Consider the following 17,825-nt stretch of genomic DNA (forward strand, 5'->3'; position numbering starts at 1 on the left):
AGGGATGCCGGTTGGAGGCGCGCCGAAATCGCACGCCATGGCGGAAGCTCGAAGTAATCACGCACCATACCAAGAATAGTCACAAACCAGGAGCAATCGCGGCTGCATTATCACACGACCTGAGACGATCGCGAGCGCGGGTGCTCGCGGGGCGGCGTCACGGTTTGCCGGCGGAGAGGTCGATGACCACGACTTCGATCAGCGCGCGGCGGGCCTGGGGAATCCGCTCGATCAGCATGGTACGCATAGCGTCGGCGCTCGCCGGCGCGAGAAGCCCGTCTGGATGTGCCTTCAACCGCCGGTTAGTTGCCGACGGCAGATCGCCGAACCACAACACGCAATAGATGCCGCGTTGCTCGGAGCGCCAATCGATCAGATATTGCACGTCGAGCTGGCTGGTCGCGGCATCCCAGACCTCGCCATGCCATTGGCCTTTGACCTCGACTGGCAACTGCATCGCCCCACGCGCGAATGCCAGGTCCGCGCGCTTGGTCTGCGGCATGTCTGCCTCGGTGATCCGCTGGATATCGTAGCGGGCGAGCTCGGGGCCGATCATCGCTGCCAGCCGGTCGCGGCACCGGTTCTCGTCGCGCGGGATGCCTGCGTCGGTCCAGAATTCAACGACCGAATCCAAATCGTCGCCGATGAGCTTGCGTTGCGCGACGGCCATCTCTTCGCGCACTAGCGCCTTCAAATCCTCGATATTGCCCGGAGGGCCATCGTCGAGCAGCGCGGTTAGATCAGCCGGGGCGAGCGCTGAAAAATCCCCTTCGGCGCGCTTCTGCCGCTGTTCGGCCGCCATGTGGCGGATCAGCGCGGCATAGCTGTCGTTGGGCCCGGCGACGAGCCGCGCCATCGATTCGGCGGCCTCGATGCTCGTGTCGTCGGCGATCCGGCTGATCAGCCAGCGCAGAAAGTCGGTCGCGTCATAGTCGTTTGTGTTGCCTGATCCGGAGCCCTCGAGCACTGCATGCGGACGTTGCTCGCGAAATTCAGTGATGATCCATTCGGCCTGCACGACCGTCAGTGGCATCATCCTGCCGCCCCGCTCGAACTGTAGGCGGTTGCGTAGGAACCAGATGAAGTCGGGATAGTCCGCGCCGATCCCGGCAAGATCGAGTCTCACAGCATCGAACCGGACGAGTACATCGATCGCCAACCACGACAGCATATGGTCGAAATTGCGGAACACCCTCTCGGCGCGCGCTTTGGCGACATCGCGGAGCGCGTCGAGCGCGCCGCCATAAGTCAGACAGTCGACCAGACCCGCCTCGACGGACTCCGGCACGTTGGGGAACATGGTCAGCCAGTCGGCACCGAGTGCTGTCCCGGTCGCCTGCCATTCCGGATCGTGGGCGAGTTGATAAAGCCCGGCGACATGCTCTTTGCCCACACTGAGCGCGGGCTCGATCCAGAGCCGCGCGAACGCCTGGCGGGCTTCGGCCGTGGGGATGACTTCGGCTTCCAGCGCCGCGCGCAGCGCGTCCTTTTCCTTGTCGAGATTCCAACCATGATCGTCGTGACTGAGCAGCAACGCCGCCTGCTTGAGCGGCGCGGACAGGTCGGCAAAGCCCTTGCCACGGCGCATGCGCTCATAAAACCCGGCCATGATCGGAAAGCCGTAATTGTAGATCGTGCCGCGCGCGAAGCCGTCGGCAATCTCAACGGGCGTCGGCAGGTCGGAGCGGTGCAATACGGCCTCAAATCCGAGCAGCGCATCATTGCATAGGCCCGGCCCGAGCCAGATCGCGAGCCGCTCTCCCGCCGGCAAATCGCTCGGTAGTTCGTGGAATCGATCGAGATAGGCTTGCGCCGGCTGCAAGATCGCGTCCAGCTTACCGGCGCGCAGATCGTCGCGCACCTTGCCAAATGAGCGGCGCGCCTCCTCAAAGGCCACCTTGCGCTTGCGCTCGCGCTTAGCCGCTTCCTTCTCCTGCCGGACCTTCCACCCGGGCTTTTTGGGATTTTCGAGCTTACGCAGGAAATCGCCGAGCGGTTTGTCGCCACGGCGGAACCGTTCCGCCGCCGCGCGCACGTCGGGATCGAGCCCTTCGGCCCCCCAGGCGATGCGTACCAGATCTTGCCAATCCTGGCGCAGTGCGGGATCTTTGTTGTTGCCTTGGGCAAGCCGGTCGAACACGATGATGATGTCCTCAGGTCGCCCAGCCAGTTGTAGGCGGCGGCGCTGCAGATACAATTCAGTCATCCATAGGCTGTCCGTGCGATGATCGTTCGCCAGCGCGTGCGCTTGGACTGCGTGGCGCAGTGCAGCCTGTGCCCCCAGCCGTGCGGCGAGCGTCTGCTGGACGTCGCGGTGATAGTGATGCGCCCGCTCGACTCTGCCGAGCCAGCGCCACAGCAACGGCGCTTGAGCTACGCCGATCACGCCTTCATCGATCCCACGAATGATGAGTTCGGCGACGATATCGGCAACCTCGCTGGCATGTTCCCAGTCGTCATCGCGCAGCAGCTCGGCATAAGCGACGATCAAGTCGATGACCCCGACCAGACGTGTCAACGGGATCACTGCGAACAGTCGCTTGTAGCTGCGGGCGGTATGTACGCGTCGCCCCGTTCGGCGGGGCAGCGGAGAACTGGTCACCCCCATTTCGGCGAACAGCGTCGCGACAAGGAGGTCGTCCGAGACGTCGGCATCGATCTGCTGGATTAACTGGCGCGCAAGCCGCGGCGCATCCTCGCCGGCCTGATTGGTGAGCGCTGCGATCGTCGCTTGCCACCAAGTCCGATCACGGTGCGGCAGTAAGGCCTCGGCCGCATCATCGCGCTCGCGATAAAAGCGCTCAGGCGCGAGCACGATCGCTTCCAACGTATCGGCAAGTTCGGCCGCGAGGTGCGTGCCTTGGAGCCCTTCGATCAGCAGGGAGCGCAGGTGCGCGCTGCTCGCCGCCGAGGCAATGATCGCCTCTATCTTGCGTTTGAGCGTTGGGATCATTAACCCAGCCGCGGTCTTGCTGTCCCAGTCCGCCGCTCGGAAATAGGGATCGTCCTCGGCGAGCCGACATAGCGCCTCGAATAGGCAATCCGCGAGATGAGGGGTCAGCGCCGCAGCCTCGCCGTAGCGCAGCACGCCATAGGGGTCTTCGGCGATGACCCGCTCGGCCATCGCCGGGCTATGAAAGGCGAGCCAGGCATGGAGCCCACGCAGACTCGCCGGAACGCCGCCGCTGCCATGCAGTTGAGCGAGCACGCGCCGTTGCGCGCGCGGTGTCGCCGCCTGACGTGCGAGCCATCGCGCACCGAGATATTCGGCGATGACTTTGTGGATCGGCTTGGCGCGCGACGGTCCGACACTGTGAAACAGCTTGGAGGAAAAGATTGCCCGCGCGGCCTTAGCGCTAGGCAAGACCTCCAGATCGGCGAGCCGGGCATCGCCTTGCTGCACATGCGCAGCGCCCGCGGCGGTGGCGGCCTCGGCACCATCGAACAGCAGTCCGGCGGCGATTGCGCCGGCGGCGTCGAGGGCTTCGTCCTGCGTTAATTGGGCGAGGCCCTCGTCCTGCCGATCAGGATCATGTTCGGGCCAGATCAAAGTGCAGACGCGCTCGAACAATGCTGCGCGCGTCGCCGGTAATTGCGTGTCGGTTTCCCCAACCCGTCCCATCAAGCCAAGCGTCAGTGGGTTGCGGTAAAGGTCTTGGAGGCTGTGACGCGCGAGGTGATCGAGCACGTGATCGGCATCCACGTTCGGATGCTGCGCGAGGAGGAACGCGCGAGCTTCGTTGCGATCGAATGGTTCAAGCGTCAGGATGCGTGGCTCGACTCCGTAGAGCTGGCGCAAATTTGTCACGCTGCGTGCCTGCCATTCGCGCGATCGGCACGAGAGGACAAACGGCGGTGAGCCCGCTTCTTCGAGCTGCGCCAGAATCGCGTCGATAGCGTCGCCTTCACGCCGCGACATTGCTTCATCGAGACCGTCGATCAGCAATGGCTTGCCCGCAGGCACCAGCTTGACCGGATTCCTAGCGTTTATAAAGCGGATCGCCGTGACTGGCTCGCTCCCAAGCCGCCGCCCGATCTCGCGCATCAGCTCGCTCTTGCCCATGCCTGGTTCACCGAGCACGATCTTGTTGCCGCCCAGCGCGAGCAGCCCGACTTCGTCGACGCGGTTGTCGAACATATGCTCCTCGCTGATCGCGAGCCGGCGCGGGAAATAGGCGGACGTTGGCCAAGGACTGGCGTTGTCGGCCAGATCGGCTGCCGGGGCCGATGCGGTCACGGTCGCCATGTCAGGCTACCCGCGGGATCAGCGTGCGGGAGCCACCCCACAGCGAACAGACCTCCAATGCCTGCCCGTGCGCGCCGGCCAACTCGCGCGCCTTGATGATGGCTTAGCTTGTTGCCGAAAGGCGCAGCCGCTCGGCGATGCACTATTCGCACACCGGCTCCGATGACAGCCGCTCGATCAGTCCCCGCACCTGGTCAAATACTGTCGTCATTCATCACCCTTTTCGCGGCAATATATGTACTGGCGACGGCGTGCAAAGGCCGCGCGGGTCACGAAACTAGGGATCGCGGGTGGGTGCCCTTTGACCCTGTGGACTCTCGGGTCTTCTTAATGTGACCGGCCGCTTTCTTTCCTAAGTCATCGCAAACCCGCAAGGCCGGAACCGGCCACCCGCAGTCAGCAGCCGTCCGATTAGCAGTCGGATGCCCGATGGCAGTTGCTGACCTAAATGAAGGGCCGATCGTTGGGTCTCTCGCCCGGAACCTGCCAGTCGCTTACCGGCCATAAGTCACCGGTCTAAGGTCGGATCCTCGATCGCCACGCGACCTCGACGAGGCGGCTTATCCCTGCGCCTGGCGGCGGGCGGTCCGGCGGGAACGCCTAGAGCGGTTCGTCTATGAACGCCCGATCGCTTCCACCGATTAGGAGGTTTCTTCCTTCGGCATCCCACAATTCCATATTGGTAAAGCCTTGGAGCATGATCGGCAGATAATGCGCAAAACAGCGACGGGTATGGACATATTCGGGCGTCGGCGGTATAGAATTAGGTAGCAAAAGTGGAGGCTTGTGCGACAATGCGTAACTGAATTATGCAGAATTATATTGATATATAATCTAATCAATGCGTTTTTTTATTTTAAATTGTCCTGTAGGCGCACCATAATCCCAAGACATCTTTGGCAAAGACCCACGACGCTTCCCAGCGGAAGCGCGTAAACGTGGGTCACGCATGGGAGCTTTGGCCAAGCGTTTCGAGGTGATCTAGCTATCGGATGTCGGGATGGGAGCGATTTGCGTTCCCGCCATGCTCAATCTTGATACGCAATCGTCGTCAGGTGTGAGCGCCGCTAAAATCCATCGGCACATCAACCAGCTATCAAATCGAAGTCGTACATTTCCTTCTCCTTCCTCTACTTGGTCAGGAAAAGGCGATTGAAAAGTTCGTTTTTCTGATCGGGATCGATTCCCTGGCACGAACTGGGGCGCGGCTCGCAACTGCTATGAATACACGCCCCAGATCGGTCTTAATCCGGAAGGGTCTCAATAGTCCCAGAAGCCGGCAACCCAGCGGAAGGCATCGCCGTCCACCGCGATCCGGCCGACCGACGGGAACGGCAGGTGCGTGGCCACGAACAGTTCACGCGTCTCTGCCGCCTCTCGCAGAAGACGGATACGGACGCGAACGGACTCCTCTGGGTCATGTTCAAAGCCATTGTGCCAGTCGGGGTGGTCGAAGCCGACCGGGAAGATGGCGTCGCCCGCGAAGGTCAGCCGCTCGCCGCCCGACGTCAGGCGGACCACGCTGTGTCCGGGGGTGTGGCCCCCGGTACGCCAGGCGAGCACGCCCGGCGCAACCTCATAGTCCTCGTCGAACGTCCGCACCTGGCCGCGATAGGCGTCCATGAACTGCGCGGCGGTGGTCCGCAGCACGTCCGGCACCGGCGACGGCATCTCGGTGTGCGAGAAATCCGGCGACTCCCAGAACGCCACCTCGGTGGCCGCGACATGGATACGCACGTCCGGGTTCAGCCGGTTCTTCACCTCGTCGACGAGCAGCCCGCCGATATGGTCCATATGCATGTGCGTGATGACGATGTCGGTCACCGACGCGAGATCGATGCCGGCCGCCGCCAGCCGCCTGGGGAACATCCCGGCTCGCGGGAAGCCGGGGAACTGCCCGCCCAGACCGGCGTCCACGAGGATGACCTGCTCGCCGCTGCGCACCACGAGCACGTTCAGCGCCCAGTCGAAGGCGTCCGGCCCCAGGAACTGGTCCTTGAACCAGGCCACGCGGGTGGCCGGGTCGACGTTGGTGGACATCGTCTCGGTTGGCAGAGGCAGCACGCCATCGCTGACCACGAGCACGTCGATCTCGCCGATCCGCAGCGCGTAGCGCGACGGAACCAGCTCCTCGACCCCCGAACCATCGGTATGTGGGATATTGTCCAGCTTCATAACCCTGTCCTCTCAACCGCAGGCTTCATCACCGCATCGGCAGGCTAGGTTGAGGCGTGTCAGCGGTCGATTTGGGTCGAGGGATGGGTGGACCATACCAGGGGATAGGTCCTGTCATTCCGTTTGCGGGGCGTCCCGATACCCGGAGTGAAGGTCAGGGACGGCGGCAAGCATTCCTCGATCCCGCGGATCAAAGCTCGATGATGCCGCGCCGCACCGCGATAGTGACGGCATGGGTGCGGTCGCTGACGTCGAGCTTGGCGAACAGGTTCTTGAGGTGCGCTTTCACGGTTTCCTCCGAGAGCGACAGGGCCTGGGCGATCTCCTTGTTGGCCTTGCCCTCCGCGACAAGGCGCAGGACGGCGATCTCGCGTTCGCTCAACTGCTCGTCGGCGATATGGTGCGCGATCCCGGTGGCGACCTCTCCCTGCACATGCCGCCGGCCGCGATGGACGTTCAGGATAGCGTCCAGCATCTCGGTCCGCAGGCTGCTCTTGAGCAGATAGCCCGTCGCGCCGGCCTTGAGCGCGCGCACCGCCTGCACGTCGCCGGCATAGGTGGTCAGCACCAGGATGCGCGCATCGGGGAAGTCGGCGCGGATGGCGATGATCGCCTCGAGCCCGCCCGTGCCCGGCATCTGAAGGTCCATCAACGTCACGTCGGGCCGGAGTTCGCGGAAGCGGGCGATCCCTTCCGCCCCGTCACCGGCCTCGCCGACGACGATCATGTCGGTGCGGTCCTCCAGGATCGACGCGACGCCCTCGCGCAGCACGGGATGGTCATCGACCAGGAGGATACGGATCGGCGATGGATCAGGCATGGTCCGATTCCGTCCTTTCGCGGAAGAGCCAGGAGAACAGGCGCTGCCGGCGCGGCGCGGTATCGGCGTAGGCCAGCCGCGCGGGCAGCGTGATCGTCACCGTGGAGCCCATGCCGGGATGGGAATCGATTTCAAGATCCCCGCCGATCCGTTCGGCGCGCTCGCGCATCCCGACCAGGCCGAAATGTCCCGGCTTGTGCCCCTGTTCGAGGATGGCGCGCTCGAAGCCCACGCCGTCGTCGCGTATTTCCACGCCGAGATGGCGCAGGCCGAAGCGGACGATGATGTCGATGGAACCGGCTTTCGCATGATGGGCCACGTTGAGCAAAGCCTCGTCCACGATCCGGCTGAGTTCGACCGAGACGAGCCGGTCGATTAGTCGCGGCTTGCCCTCCGCGACGATCCGGATCGGGATCGGCGGATCGAACGCCGCCTCGACCGCCCGGTCGCGGAGCAGTTCGGGGAGATCGCCCGAGGCTTCGGCGGTTCGCAGATTCTGTACGCGGCTGCGCGCCTCCACCATGATCTCGTCGGCGCGCCGAAGCGCGGTCTCCAGCTTCGCGCGCGTCGCCTCTTCGGCGGGCATCTTGTTGGCGACCGACTGAAAGCGCAGCACCAGCCCCTGCACACCCTGCAACAAAGTATCGTGGAGTTCGCGCGCGATCCGCTCCCGCTCGCCAAGCCGCTCCTCCAGCCGGCTGTGGATATCGCGCGCGACCTGCCCCATCCGCACCCAGTAGGCGAGCCAGAGCAGCAGTCCAACGACCAGCACCCATAAGAGGGTGAACCAACGCGACTGCACGAAGGTGGGGGGGATGACGAAGTCGACCGTCGCCCCTTGCTGGTTCCAGACGCCGTTGTCGTTGGCGGCGATCAGGTGGAAGCGATATGTGCCCGGCGCGAGATTGGTGTAGAAGCCCTGGCGGCGGGTTCCCGCCTCCACCCAATCCGTATCGAGCCCCTCCAGCCGGTAGCGGACATGGGTCGTGCGCGGGTTCGAGAAGCTGAGCACCGCGAAATCGATATGGAGGTTGGTCGTGCCCGCCGGCAGCGTGACCATCGTCGGGTCGCGATAGGTGCGGTCGGCGACGAGCGCGCTGATCGCCACCGCCGGCGCGATCCGGCTGCGTGTGATCTGGTTCGGATCGAGCCACAAGGTCCCGCTCTGCGTGGCGATCCACAGCCGTCCGTCTCCACCCTGCACGATGGCCTGGCGGCTGTGCGAATGCGGCCGGCTGCGCAACCCGTCGATGGAGCCTAACGCCAGCATCGGCGGGATCATGCCGGGGTCGCCGAAAGCGCGCTCCAGAGCGTCGGTGCGGACGCGCAATATCCCGGCCGGGCTGGCGAGCCAGGTGTCGCCGGTGGGCGTGCGGACGATCCCGTTCACGCCGCTGAACTGCGGGACGCGCCGGGCGGAGATGCTGGCGAAACGTCCGTTGCGGATGCGCCCCAGCCCGAACCGGCCTGCGACATAGACGGTATCGGGGGCGGCCAGGTACAGCGTCACATCATCCGGCGCATAGCCATCGCGCGGTATCCGGATCGAACGCCGTGTCGTGCCCTCGATCCGGCTGATCATGTCGTTGTTCCATTGGACGATCAGCCGGCCTTGCGCATCGGTGATCATCCCCTTGGGCAGGAAGGCAGGGCCGGGCGCGCCGAACATCTTTTCCCAGCGGCCCGCATGAAGGCGCGCCATGCCGCCGAAGGACGCCGTGACCCAGAAGTCGCCCTGCGCATCGAACGCGCAGTCATAGGCGGTATAGGCCAGCGGCACATTGTGCGGCAGCGACCGGATGTGGCCGTTTCGCCAGATCACCACCTGCTTGTCCTTGTGCAGGCCGATCCAGATCGAGTGGTCGGGGGCTTCGCACAGGGTGCGCGGTTCCTTGTCGGTGTGAAAGATCGGTTCGGGGCGGCCGCCGGGGCGTACGCGATAGACGGTGGTCTCCTCGCCGATATAAACTGTGCCGTCGGAGGCGCGGAGCAGGAGGTCGCCGTAGGTCGCCGACTCGGTGAGTTTCGGCTCGAAGCGCAGCGTCGCGGGCCAGAAGCGGTCCATCCCATTGTCCGTCGCGACCCAAATATTGCCTTCGGCATCCTGGAAGGCCTGACTCGTGGTGTTGGAGGAGAGGCCGTCGCGCGTGGTGAAGCGCTCGACCTGCGCCACCGCCTCGGCCGCGGAGGCCGCGCCGCGCGGATCGGGATGGGCCACGCGCTGTAGCCCGTCATAATAAGTCGGGACCCACAGATTGCCCTCGCGATCGAACGTGGGACGCCCCCGGATTCGCGCGAGATCGGTCGCATAGGCATGGCGCAGCGGCGGAGGATCGCCTTGCCCGGCCGGACCGGTGATCGGATAGCTGCCGTGGCGGTCGGTCAGCCAGACCCGTTCCTGCGGATCGAGCGACAGCCGCCCCATCGCCCGCCGCTCGCGCCTGACGATCTCGAAATGCTCGCCGTTGGGCGCCAGCCGCGCGACCGATCCTGTGAAGGAGACCCAGACGGTGCCGTCGCGCGTCACCGCCATGCTGTACGGGTTGTCGAGCGGCGCACCCGCTTGGCCCCCGAACGCGGTCCAACGATTGTCGCGATAGCGCAGGAGCGGGATGCCGACCCGTTCGGTCAGCACCCAGACCGTCCCGTCACCGGTTTCGTGCATCGCGATCACGCGGTGCGGCGCCGCCGGCGCCCGCAGGAAGCTCAGCCGGCCGTTTCGATAGACCGCGAAGCGTCCGGAACGCTCGAAATTGGTCCAGACATCGCCGTTCCGGCGCACGAGGATCGCTGATGGCGCGCCGTTTGCGATCATGTCCACGCCCGTGCTCACGCATTCGAAGCGCATGCCGTCGAACCGGTACAGGCCGCTGGCGGCCGCCACCCACAGGTAGCCGCGATGATCCTGCGCGAGTGCGGAGACCGGCCGCGGAGCGTCGCTCTCGTCGCTCCAGCGCTGGTGCGTATAATGCGCGAGCAATCGTTCCGGGGCGGCGGCGAAGGCGGCGCAGGGCAGCAGCAGCATCGCGACGAACAACGCCCTGATCAATTGCATCGACGTTCCCGCAATTCCGATGAGGCTCCGCCACGACGTTCGTCCATGCGTCCCATCGCCGGGAGCGGGGAAGGATGCTACCCCCGAACAGGGGATCGGAACATCCCCGGATACAGGCTGTCGCCGGCTGGCGACGCAGCTATCAGCATGACGTGGTGAAACTTATCTCCCGTTATCCGGATGGCATCACCGGTATCGCCCTGCTGTTGCTGCGCTTTTCCTGCGCGGTGGCGGCTTTCCCCGCGCTCGTGTCCTTATGGTCCGGGCCCGATGGCGGCGCGCCGGCGGCCATCGCTTCCGCCGGTGGGCTCGCGCTCGCGCTCGCGATCGGTCTCGGCACGCGGGTCATGGGGTTGCTGCTGACGGTCGCGCTCGCCGCCGTGCTGTTCGCCGCGAAGGGGGATCGCGCGCTGTTGCTGGTGGCCGCCGGCAGCGCCGGTGCGCTCGTCCTGCAAGGGCCCGGCGCCTATTCGATCGATGCGCATCGCTATGGCCGCCGCGTCATCCGTCTGGAGCCGCGCACCCCGGATCGGGGAGCCGGGGCGTAACCCGTTTCGGGATTTCGCCGCGTGATGCGCCATGAAAGACTTGTTCGCCTCCAGCCGCAACCTCCCGGGGAAAGCAGGATGAAACAGACAGCACAATTGGATCGTCCGTTGGTGCTGATCGTCGACGACGATGCCGAAGTCCGGAATTCGATCGAAGAACTCATGCAGTCGGTGGGGATCGATGCGGTGGGCTTCGCGTCGACGCACGAACTGATGACGGCTCCGCTGTCCGAGCGGCCCGGTTGCCTGATCCTCGACGTGCGGATGCCGGGGTATAGCGGGCTCGATCTTCAGAACCAGCTTGCCGCCAGCGGCAATGCGAAGCCGATCATCTTCGTCACCGGGCATGGCGACATCCCCATGTCGGTGCAGGCCATGAAGGCGGGCGCGATCGACTTCCTGACCAAGCCGTTCCGCGATCAGGCGCTGCTGGATGCGGTGTCGATGGGGATCGAACTCGATCGCGCGCAGCGCGTGGAGGCGGAGCGCGTGCGCCGGCAGGCCGAACGATATGCGACGCTCACCACCCGCGAGCGCGAAGTGCTGCGCGAGGTGACCCGTGGGCGGCTCAACAAGCAGATCGGCTATGATCTGGGCATCAGCGAAGTGACGGTGAAGCTGCACCGCAGCAGCGTCATGCGGAAGATGCAGGCGACCTCTCTCGGGGAGCTGATCGGCGCCTGGAACCTGCTTCCCGGCACGCTCCGTCAAGCAGCGGCCTAGACCATAGTATGGTTACAATGCCCCAGCAATTCCGCGAGATTTACCGGCGCCTTGCAAGTGGCGCCGGTAAGGGGCCCATCTTTTGCCCGAAACGCCTCTCATCGCGGTCGTGGACGATAACGAAGCGATGCGTGACGCTCTCCTGAACCTGCTCCAGGTCGAGGGCCTTTCCGCGGAGGGCTATGCCAGCGCCGGTGCCTTCCTGAACGATTTTTCGTCGCGCGCCTTCGCGTGCCTGGTCACGGATGTCCAGATGCCGGGCATAAGCGGGCTGGAGCTGCAATGCTGCCTTCGGACGATGGGCTCGGATATTCCCGTCATATTCGTCACGTCGGCCGAGGATGCCGCGACGATGGTTCAGGCCAGAGCAGAGGGCGCGGCTGCCTATCTCACCAAGCCGCTCGCGACGACCGAGTTCGTCCGTGCGCTTCGGGTCGCGCTCGGTGTGCCGGGGCGTTGCTGAGATGACCGTCGATATTCCAGCGGCGGCGCTCCCGATCGAACTGCAACGGTTCGAGGCGGAGATGCGCCGGCACGATAGCGCCTGCTGGGCATTCGACATTGCGCGGGCCCGCACGCTCATCGAGTCCGTAGCGGCGGGCCAAAGCCCCGAGGGGTGGATCGAGGCCCTGCTGTCAAACATGGTGGTCGTCGAGGCGAACGCGAATGCCGTCCACCTCTTCGGCTCTTATGCAGGCCGCCGTCGAATGCTGGGGCAATCGATCCTCGGCTTCTGGCCGAGAGAGGGATGGCCCATCCTGGCCGACCTCATCGTCACGGCCGTCACGTCGCATCCCCGGCCCCATACCCGCAAACTCAGGATGAAATCGCTGGTGCTGCGTCAAACCCTGTTCACGGCACGGATGTGCGATCATCCGGATCTCGCCGACATCATGCTGCTGGCGGTTACCGCGGACCCGGTCGACGAGCGCTCCTTCTGGGCGCTGCGGGTCAGCGAGGCGCGGTACAACAACCTGATCCACCACCTCCCCTTCGCGTTCCTCGAGGTCGATTCGAGAGCCCAGGCCGACATCTTCGACGATATGCGCCGAAAGGGGCTGCGGAACGTGGAGGCCTATCTCGACACGAATCCGACGGACATCCTGCGCGCCTGCGAGATCGTCAGGATCACCGACGTCAACGAAAGCGCCGTGCAGCTGTTCGGCGCACGGGACGCCAGCGAGTTGATCGGGCCGGTCGATCCGCTTTTCTCGGCCTCGCCGGAGACCGCCAAGCGCGTGATGATCCATCATTTCGAGGGCCATCGCAGCTATTCCGAGGTCATCAAGCTCTGGACGCTGGACGGGCGCCTCCTCGACGTATCGTTGTCGGTCACCTATCCGACGCGCCCCGAGCAGCTCGACATCACCCTGATCATGCTCGAGGACATCACCGAGCGCCTGCGCACCGAGGCGCAGCTCCGCCAGTTGCAGTCGGACTATACGCGCGCCGCGCGCATCTCGATGCTCGGGGAGCTGGCCTCCTCGATCGCGCATGAGGTCAACCAGCCTCTCTCGGCCATTCTCACCTATGCCGAAACCAGCCTGAGGTGGCTTTCGCGGGATGATGCCAACCTGGAGAAGGTCGCGCAGCTTACCACGCGCATTTCCGACAGCGCCCGCCGCGCCGCCGAGATCGTCCAGCGCATCCGCGGCATGACCGCCCGGCATGTGCCGCGCACCGTCTCCCTGGACCTGAACGAGATCGTGGACGAGGCGCTCCATTTCGTTCGGCACGAGACCGAGACGCGCTCCATCGCGCTGACCGTCCGGCTGGGCCGCGAGCTTCCGAAGATCTGCGGGGACAGGGTGCAGCTTCAGCAGGTGATCGTGAACCTCCTGATCAACGCGGTCCAGGCCATCCAGTCCACGGGCAGCCCGTGCGGGGCGATCAGGCTTGCCACCGATCTGGACGAGCGCGGCGCGGTCACCTTCACCATCCGCGACGATGGGCCGGGTATCGCCGAGGCCGACATGAGCCGCCTGTTCCAGAGCTTCTTCACGACCAAGGACGAGGGAATGGGGATCGGGCTGGCGATCTGCCACTCGATCATCGTCGCGCATGGAGGGACGATCGGCGCCTCCAGCGAGCCCGACGGCGGGGCCCGCTTCTGGTTCTCGCTGCCGGCCTCCCGCTAGATGTGCTTGTGGCGGATCGCGCCTACTTCAACTCTTTCAGCGCCATGTCGCGAAGCGTCTTTCGCGCCTGCTCGGATGTGCGCGTCGCGAAGGTGTCGGGGTCCTTCAGCCGATAGAGCTGGGCCAGCTCCTTGAGGGACGAGCGGTAGTCCGCCTCCCTTGCCTCGCATCCGGCGATCGCGGCGTCCGCCACCGCCTCATGGTCCTTGATGCTTCGCGACTTGTGGTGCGTCACCTTCAGCACGCAGTTGCGCCATTGCGCGTAAGCCAGCACCTCGGCGGCGGTGACCCGGTCCTGATCCGAGCTGCTCGCCGATGGCGAGGCGAGCGGAGCGGCGAGTTGGGCGGCCAGCAGGAAAAGCACGAAGCTCGCTGCCGATCTCTAGAGATTTGCCATGGCGAGCTGGGCGGGCATGGGTCACTCACAGGCTAGGGGCGACGAATGCCTTGCGCCGGGCAGCGAAGGCATGATCGGACTACCGAATCCCATTGCCATAGTCATCACGGATGCGCGCGGTTTCGCTTTTTTAAGCCGCCCGGCCGCACGCCTCTTCGTTCCGGCGCACCCCCATGGGCATCAGAACGCCACGGCGAGGCTCGCATTCGCTCCGTTATAGGCGCTCGAATGGCCGGCGAAGCGGCCCTGATAGCCGATCGAGGCGGACAGGCGCGGCGTGAAGTTCATGCTGAGGCCGGCCTGCGCCTCGCCCCAGTTGCGATCGGGCACATAGCCGGGGACGGCGAACTCGCCGTTCATCGTGGTGAGGCCGACCAGCACCGCCCGCTGGTGCGCGTTGCCGTCATGGGCATAGGCGATCTCGGCATAGGGATGGATCGTGGCGCTCGCCGCCTCCATCGTCCCCTGAAGGCGCAGACCCGCCTCGCCGATGAAGGATTTGCGGTTCTGGCCCTCGAACACCATCGCGGTGCTGTCGCCGCTCCGCTCGCTGTAGCGGTTGACGGTCACCCGCTCGAAGATGCCGCGCGCGAAGGGGCCGAAGCGCAGCGCGTCGCCGCCGAACCAATAGCCCGCCGTCGCATTGGCCGAGATGATGCCGCCATGCGTCCGGCCATTCTCGATGCGTGTCGCCGGGCCGATCGCGATGGTACGCCGGATGTCGTCATACCAGAGTTTGCCGCCGCCGCCCTCCGCGCTCAGATAGGCGTGGCCGAGCGTATATTGCGCGAAGACGGTGCCCATCAGGGTGCCCGTGCGGAAATGGCTGAGCTGCGTGTCGGCGTTCTGGTGCGAGCGGCCGGCGGTCAGCTCGGCGCCGACGGTGAGGCCGGGCATCAGCGTGCCGAGCACGCCGCCGGTGACGAGCCAGTCGTCATGATCGGCCGGACGGATCGCCTCGCGCCGGAAATTCTCGTGGGCGAAACCGCCCGTCAGGAAGACGCGCGCGTGCGGCGAGGGCGACATCTGCTCGAACAGCAATTGCTGCGAGACGGCGTTGCGCTCGGATTCGAGTGTCACCAGCGGCTGCTCGGCGAGCAGGCCCGCCTGTTGCGAGGCGGTGATCTCGCTTTCGATCACCTGCGCGAAGAGGGCGTGGGCGGCGGTCGTCGGATGGACGCCGTCGGCGAAGAGATAGTCGGTCGCGGCCGTCGCGCTGACCAGCGTCGCGGGCGTGCAGGTCAGCGAGCTGGACGTGGTGCAGGCGGGCGTCGTCGTGTTGACGAAGCCATATTGCGAGGGGCTGGCCAGCACCTCGTTCAGGAAGGCGAAGGTGTTGACCGGAATGATCCCGGTGCGGCCGCTCAGGTTGGAATCGAGCGCCTGGTTGAACGCCGTGGAGAGCTGGGTAAGCGCGGCGGCGGTGCCGGGGGCGGCGGCATCCTGCGCTGCCGCCTGCGGGGTGCGGCCGATGTCGGGCAGCGCGAAGACGACGACATAGCGCGCGCCGGCGTCGAGCATCTGGCCGACCAGCCGCGCCTCCTGCGCGCCCGCCGCGTTGATCGCGAGGCCGGCCTGCGTCGGCGTTTCCAGCGCGGAGACGCCCGCCTGCTGCTGGACTGCCGCCGTGATCTGCGCCGCGACCGCCGCCGCCTGCTGCGCGGGAAGGCCGGCGGTGGCGGCCGCGATCAGTTGGGCCGCCGTCGCCGCCGCGCCCACCGAGGTGGCGTGATAGAAGATGTCGTTGGCGCCGCCGAACACCGAATAGAGCCGGTTCGGATCGAGCTTCGGATTGGCCGCGAGATAGCTGCCGATCTGTTGCGTCTCGGTCTGCACGAAGGCGGGCGCGCCCGGCCCGTTGGTGACGACGCCGGCCGAGCCGACCGCATAGTTGGTGCCCCCGGTGGCCGATGCGCTGAGCGGGAGGCCGTAGAAGCTCGCCACATCCTCGATCGCGGTGTGGCCGGGGTTGGTGGTGAAGCGCAGCGGGGCCGGCAGGCCCAATCCGGCGGCATAGTTGCCGCTGTCGCTCAGGCTGTCGCCGAACGCGGTGGCGCCCGTGAACGGCCCCGCCGCCTGCGCCGCGCCTGCAAACGCGATCATCCCGACCAACGCGCTGGTCGCCATCAGCCCCCTCAGCATCCCCGTGTCCTCTCTATCTTTTATCTGGGGGCGATGCTGGTTCAGCCCGCTCCTGTCCGTCAAGCGCAGGTGAGGCCGGGTTGGGCGCTTCCCGGCGCGGCTGTGGCGGCGCGGCGACACGCCCCGTTCCGATTCCGTCCGCCTCTGGTAAAGGGCGCTCCCATGCAGGAATCGCCCCATCCCTATCGGCTTCTCATCGACGGCGCGCTGGTGGAGGGCGCGGCCACGATCGACGTCGTGAACCCCGCGACGGGTCGTCCCTTTGCCGTCGCCCCCCGCGCCGATGCCGCGCAGATGGAGGAAGCCGTAGCGTCAGCGCGGCGGGCCTTCCCCCGCTGGGCACGATCCGAGTGGGACGAGCGGCAGGCGCTGCTCGTGGCGATCGCCGACAGGCTGGCCGCTCGGATCGAGGCGTTCGCGACCCTGCTGACGCGGGAGCAAGGCAAGACGCTCGCGGAATCGCGCTTCGAGATGGAGGGCGTGATCGCGGCCTTCCGCCACTTCGCCACGCTGGAGCTTCCTCCCCGCGTGCTGCGCGACACGGCGAGCGAGCGAATCGTGGAATATCGCCATCCGCTGGGCGTCGTCGCGGCGATCGTGCCGTGGAACTATCCGCTGCTGATGCTGGCGCTGAAGCTGGCGCCCGCGCTGCTGGCGGGCAATGTGCTGATCGCCAAGCCCGCACCGACCACGCCGCTCGCCACGCTGAAGCTGGGCGAGATGATGGCGGAGATGGTGCCGCCGGGCGTGTTCCAGATATTGACGGACGGAGGCGATCTCGGCCCGCTGCTCGCCGCCCATCCCGATATCGACCATGTCAGCCTCACCGGATCGACCGCGACCGGCCGCAAGGTGATGGCCGCCGCCGCCGGCAACCTCAAGCGGCTGGTGCTGGAGCTGGGCGGCAACGACGCCGCGCTGCTGCTCGACGATGCCGATGTGGAAGCGGCGGCGGAGCAGATCTTCGGCAGCGCGATGGCGAACGCCGGGCAGGTCTGCTTCGCGATCAAGCGGGTCTATGCGCCGCGCGCGCTGGTCGATCCGCTGTGCGCGGCGCTGGCCCGGCGGGCGGAGAGCGCGGTGGTCGGCGACGGCATGGCGGCGGGCACCACGCTCGGCCCCGTCCAGAACCGCGCCCAGTTCGACCGGCTGCGCGCCCTGCTCGACGAGACGCGCCACGAAGGCCGGATCGTCACAGGGGGCGAGGTGCTGGCGGGCGAGGGCTATTTCATCGCGCCGACCATCGTGCGCGACCTCCCCGACGAGGCACGGCTGGTCCGCGAGGAGCAGTTCGGGCCGATCCTGCCGGTGCTCGGCTATGACGATCTCGACGACGCCATCGCCCGCATCAACGCCAGCGACTATGGCCTCGGCGGCTCGGTCTGGACCCGCGATGTCGGGCTTGGGCTTGCGGTGGCGGCGCGGATCGAGAGCGGGACGGTCTGGGTCAACAAGGCGATCGACCTGCCCTTCGACATTCCGGTCGGCGGCGTGAAGCAGTCCGGCATCGGCCGCCAGCAGGGGATCGAGGGGCTGGAGGAGTTCACCCAGGCCCGCATCATCAACGCGGCGCTCTGATCG

11 protein-coding genes are annotated in these 17,825 nt (G+C 65.9%); 5 read left to right on the forward strand and 6 right to left on the reverse strand.

Annotated features, from left to right (window positions below; all coding sequences use genetic code 11):
* Positions 1-157: 157 nt before the first annotated feature.
* The 4 genes from ST3T6A_RS0100280 to ST3T6A_RS0100295 all read right to left on the reverse strand — a co-directional run bounded on the left by ST3T6A_RS0100280 (position 158) and on the right by ST3T6A_RS0100295 (position 10,296).
* Entirely contained in the window at positions 158-4,246 is a 4,089-nt protein-coding gene (locus tag ST3T6A_RS0100280) for an NACHT domain-containing protein (protein ID WP_019830881.1), read from the reverse strand.
* A 1,260-nt stretch (positions 4,247-5,506) separates the two neighbouring features.
* Positions 5,507-6,421: an MBL fold metallo-hydrolase gene (locus tag ST3T6A_RS0100285; RefSeq protein WP_019830882.1), complete on the reverse strand. Its 915-nt coding sequence runs from the start codon at positions 6,419-6,421 to the stop codon at positions 5,507-5,509.
* Between the two features lie 190 nt (positions 6,422-6,611).
* Positions 6,612-7,241, reverse strand: coding sequence for a response regulator (locus ST3T6A_RS0100290; RefSeq protein WP_019830883.1), 630 nt, complete (start codon positions 7,239-7,241; stop codon positions 6,612-6,614).
* Positions 7,234-10,296 (reverse strand): sensor histidine kinase, encoded by a 3,063-nt coding sequence (locus tag ST3T6A_RS0100295; RefSeq protein ID WP_037537299.1) that lies wholly within the window; start codon positions 10,294-10,296, stop codon positions 7,234-7,236. Before ST3T6A_RS0100295 ends, ST3T6A_RS0100290 begins: the two co-directional genes overlap by 8 nt.
* A gap of 74 nt (positions 10,297-10,370) precedes the next feature.
* Here ST3T6A_RS0100295 and ST3T6A_RS20665 point away from each other — a divergent pair, with 74 nt between their 5' ends.
* The 4 genes from ST3T6A_RS20665 to ST3T6A_RS18965 all read left to right on the forward strand — a co-directional run bounded on the left by ST3T6A_RS20665 (position 10,371) and on the right by ST3T6A_RS18965 (position 13,705).
* The gene (locus ST3T6A_RS20665) at positions 10,371-10,844 is read left to right on the forward strand and encodes a hypothetical protein (protein WP_157602233.1); all 474 of its coding nucleotides are present in this window, start codon (positions 10,371-10,373) and stop codon (positions 10,842-10,844) included.
* Positions 10,845-10,922: 78 nt separating this feature from the next.
* Positions 10,923-11,567: a response regulator transcription factor gene (locus ST3T6A_RS0100305; RefSeq protein ID WP_202804552.1), complete on the forward strand. Its 645-nt coding sequence runs from the start codon at positions 10,923-10,925 to the stop codon at positions 11,565-11,567.
* A 109-nt stretch (positions 11,568-11,676) separates the two neighbouring features.
* Positions 11,677-12,030 carry a response regulator transcription factor gene (locus tag ST3T6A_RS18960; RefSeq protein ID WP_268869711.1) on the forward strand — a complete coding sequence of 118 codons (354 nt, stop codon included), beginning with the start codon at positions 11,677-11,679 and terminating at the stop codon, positions 12,028-12,030.
* A gap of 1 nt (position 12,031) precedes the next feature.
* Positions 12,032-13,705, forward strand: coding sequence for a sensor histidine kinase (locus ST3T6A_RS18965; RefSeq protein WP_019830888.1), 1,674 nt, complete (start codon positions 12,032-12,034; stop codon positions 13,703-13,705).
* 22 nt (positions 13,706-13,727) lie between these two features.
* Here the strand turns inward: ST3T6A_RS18965 and ST3T6A_RS0100320 are convergent, their stop codons facing one another.
* Entirely contained in the window at positions 13,728-14,069 is a 342-nt protein-coding gene (locus ST3T6A_RS0100320; RefSeq protein ID WP_019830889.1) for a hypothetical protein, read from the reverse strand.
* A gap of 213 nt (positions 14,070-14,282) precedes the next feature.
* The gene (locus tag ST3T6A_RS0100325; protein WP_019830890.1) at positions 14,283-16,244 is read right to left on the reverse strand and encodes an autotransporter domain-containing protein; all 1,962 of its coding nucleotides are present in this window, start codon (positions 16,242-16,244) and stop codon (positions 14,283-14,285) included.
* Positions 16,245-16,406: 162 nt separating this feature from the next.
* Between ST3T6A_RS0100325 and ST3T6A_RS0100330 the strand changes: the two genes are divergently transcribed.
* Positions 16,407-17,822 (forward strand): aldehyde dehydrogenase family protein, encoded by a 1,416-nt coding sequence (locus ST3T6A_RS0100330; RefSeq protein WP_019830891.1) that lies wholly within the window; start codon positions 16,407-16,409, stop codon positions 17,820-17,822.
* The last annotated feature ends 3 nt before the right edge of the window (positions 17,823-17,825 follow it).

The sequence above is a fragment of the Sphingomonas sp. PR090111-T3T-6A genome (assembly GCF_000383095.1).
Taxonomy (GTDB): domain Bacteria; phylum Pseudomonadota; class Alphaproteobacteria; order Sphingomonadales; family Sphingomonadaceae; genus Solisphingomonas.